Annotated in this window: 2 protein-coding genes; both read right to left on the bottom strand. The window is 55.2% G+C overall.

Annotated elements, in window-relative coordinates; genetic code table 11:
* Nucleotides 1–2,561, bottom strand: a 2,561-nt coding sequence (locus tag ACTQ3R_RS16315; protein ID WP_441780209.1) for a SpaA isopeptide-forming pilin-related protein, incomplete at its 3' end; no start/stop codon positions are given.
* Between the two features lie 141 nt (nucleotides 2,562–2,702).
* The coding region (locus ACTQ3R_RS16310; protein ID WP_441780208.1) for a class D sortase at nucleotides 2,703–3,036 on the bottom strand (334 nt) is incomplete at its 5' end.

The following is a 3,036-nucleotide window of genomic DNA, read 5'->3' as shown; positions in this document are numbered from 1 at the left end:
TAGGGGGACGGCACCGACTTTTCAGAAATTTCATAGACGCCGGGCAGCAGGTTCTCCACCATGGCGGAGCCGTCCGCCCCGGTGGTCACTTCCGTCACGCTATGGCCGTCCGCCCCCTTGACCAGGAACACCGTATCGGGGACCGGCGCGCCGGTATCGGCGTCGCTCTTGTGGATGGTCAGGTTGGGCCGCTTGTCATTTTGCAGGCAGATGGTGGCGTCCTTGCCGGGGAACAGCTGCACATGGTACTCCGTGGCATCCAGAATGTGATCCGCCACGGTGGACACCTCTTGCAGGGAATAGACGCCAGGTTCCAGGCCCTCCCAGGTGATCTCCCCGGTGCTGGAGGTGGCGCGGTCCAGATACCGGGAGCCGTCCTCGATCTTCGCCAGCCGGTAGGTGACGCCGCCCAGGGGCGTCCCATCCGCACTCTCTTTGTATAGATGCAGAGAGGGCAGCTTGGAATTGGTGAACACAAATTGGGCCTGGTCACCGCCGTCCAGGTGGATGATCCGCTGGGCATCGTCTACCACATAGCCGGGGCACTCCAGTTCCGTTACTACATAAGTGCCCACGGGGAGCTTGGAGAGGTCGATGGTCCCATCCTCCGAAGTCGTATATTCCTCCGGTCCCCAGGAGCCGTCCACCGCCTCAATGCGGAATTTGACATTGGCAATCGGCTTACTGAGATCCGCACTGTCTACCTTGATAAGATGGATGCCGGGCAGCTGGTCATTATAAAACACCCGTTCCACAATGCCCATGCCCGTGGTCAACTCCGCATATTGGGGGGTGGTATCTATAATATGCTCATCGTCTCCGGGGTTTCGTTCCTCGATCCGATAACTGCCCTCGGGCTGGTTGACCAGGAGAATTTCGCCCTGTTCATTGGTACGGAAGATGCCCAGGGAAACATTATCCCGGAAGATCTCAAACGCCACATCCGGCATAAGCTCCATCGTCTTTCGGTCATACTTGATGATCCGCAGACCAGGAAGTTCTTCATTGATAATGGTAGCGGTGGATTCCTCGCCTGACACCACATTGACCGTCTGAACGGTATCGGTCACAGCTTTCCAGCCCTCGATTCCTGCCAGCTCACGCACTTCCCATGCGCCGGGTTCAAGCTGGTCAAAGGTGATGGAACCTCCGGTGGTGGTCTGACCGCTCCGGGTCTGGCCGCTCTCCAAGTGCTTGATCTGGATGGTTACACCGGAAAGTAGATCTCCAGTGTCACTCTTTTTCTCCACCCGAAGTGAGCCGTAGGGGGCGTTCCAGAAAGTCAGGGTTGCAATCTTGTTGTACTCCACATCCGCGTGCTGGGTGCGCTCATCCGGCAAAAGATGATACCGGGGCGGGATCTCCTCGGTTACCGTATAGTGGCCCTCAAGGGTCAGAGGGATTACCACGGTCCCGTCCGGGCCAGTAGAGAAAGAGCCAACCTTGCGTCCCTCTGGATCGTACACAGAGAACACCGCGCCCTCCAGTGGGATTTTTGTGCCCTCCTCCAGCTTTACGATTTTCAGCGCGGTCTCATCCGGGTCGGGGTCCTGACCGTCATAATAGTTGCTGATAGCAGCCACATCCAGCCGTACATTGTTATCTAGGTCGCAGATATAATTTTGCAGGTCGCCGTACTTATCCTTCTCCTGGCAGATGGCATACATGGCGGCATACTGCGCCACGGAGGCGGACAGTGCAAGCTGGACGCTGCCACTTTGGTTCTGGATGGATTCCGCGGGGTACAGCACCTTGAATTGAGCGGAGTAGCCGTCTCCGGTTCCTTCCGCAGCAACAGAGGTCACATCCTGGTTGTCCATGTTGACGATCCGGGTGCCATTGGGAACGGCGGAGGGGTCCTGGAAGGCGACAGAAATGTCGTAATCGTAGACCCATGTCTCGCTCCAAACCGTAAACACCTGCTGATAGTAGTCCTTACCCTCAACACTGACAGGATAGGCCACGGAATGGTCTGGGGTGGCTGTCATTTTGGGCGTGAGCATATAGTTGTAGGTGGTGCCGCGCTTGTAGATGTCCTTGGCGGCGGCCAGGATGCGGTTGCCAATGTCCAGTTCAGAACCGGAAAGGCCGGGGGCCACCTTTAGATTGTTGATGTCCCAGGTGGAAAGCAAATAACACCAGAGGGCCATCTTTGTGGCGTAATACGCCTGATACTTGTTATCCAAATTCAGTTCACCCAGACTGCGGTGGGGGTAACCGTTGGAGATAATGCCCACCACCTTGGGATCGCTGGAGCGTTCCTCCGCAAGATATTTAATGCTTTCGCCGAGTTCTACCTTTTGGGGAACACCTTTGAGATACGGATTCACACAATATGCCGGAACTTCTTTGGTTGTCCCATCATTGCTCTTATACATGAAATAGGTGTAGTCTTGCTTCTTGACAGCGCCGTTGATGGACAGATAACCCAGCTCATATCCGCCGTTATAAATGTCCACTTCGCCCAGCGCCGCTTCTACACTATCCGCGGCCCAAGCGGAGGTCGGAAGAATTCCAAGCAGCAAAACGCAGGCCAAAAACATTGAAAGCAGTTTTTTCATAAGCCCTCCTTAAAATGGACAGAAAGAGGCATGAACAACAATCTGTTCATCACCTCTTTCTGGAAGTAATTCAGTCAGGGTTTCGCAGAAACTAAGCGAAAAAAACGCAGTGCATTTCCCAATTTGGGAGATGCACTGCGTTTAGCATTCCACAGCCTGGACACACCAGCGGTATGCCCGCTGATCCCGCACACAGGTAAACAACGTGATACGGTTGTCACTGGTAGTGGCGGTGCCGCTGGTATCTGTCTCCAATACCTTTTCTACACTGACCACCTGATAGGTGCGTGTGCCCAGCTTGGTGGTCCAGGTAATGGTATCGCCTGGCTCCAGGGTATGCAGGTCTCCAAAATCATCCCGGACCCCGCGGTTGTGACCAGCAATGCAAACATTTCCATCCCAAATGCTGGTGTCGGGGAAATGTCCCGCGCCTTTTGCCAGAGTGCTGCTGTCTGTCCCTTCGTAGACCTTGGTA

The organism is Lawsonibacter sp. LCP25S3_E2, assembly GCF_052117285.1.
GTDB lineage: Bacteria > Bacillota > Clostridia > Oscillospirales > Oscillospiraceae > Lawsonibacter.
The sequence above is the reverse complement of the archived record's forward strand: the minus strand, read 5'-3'. Positions and strand labels throughout refer to the sequence as shown.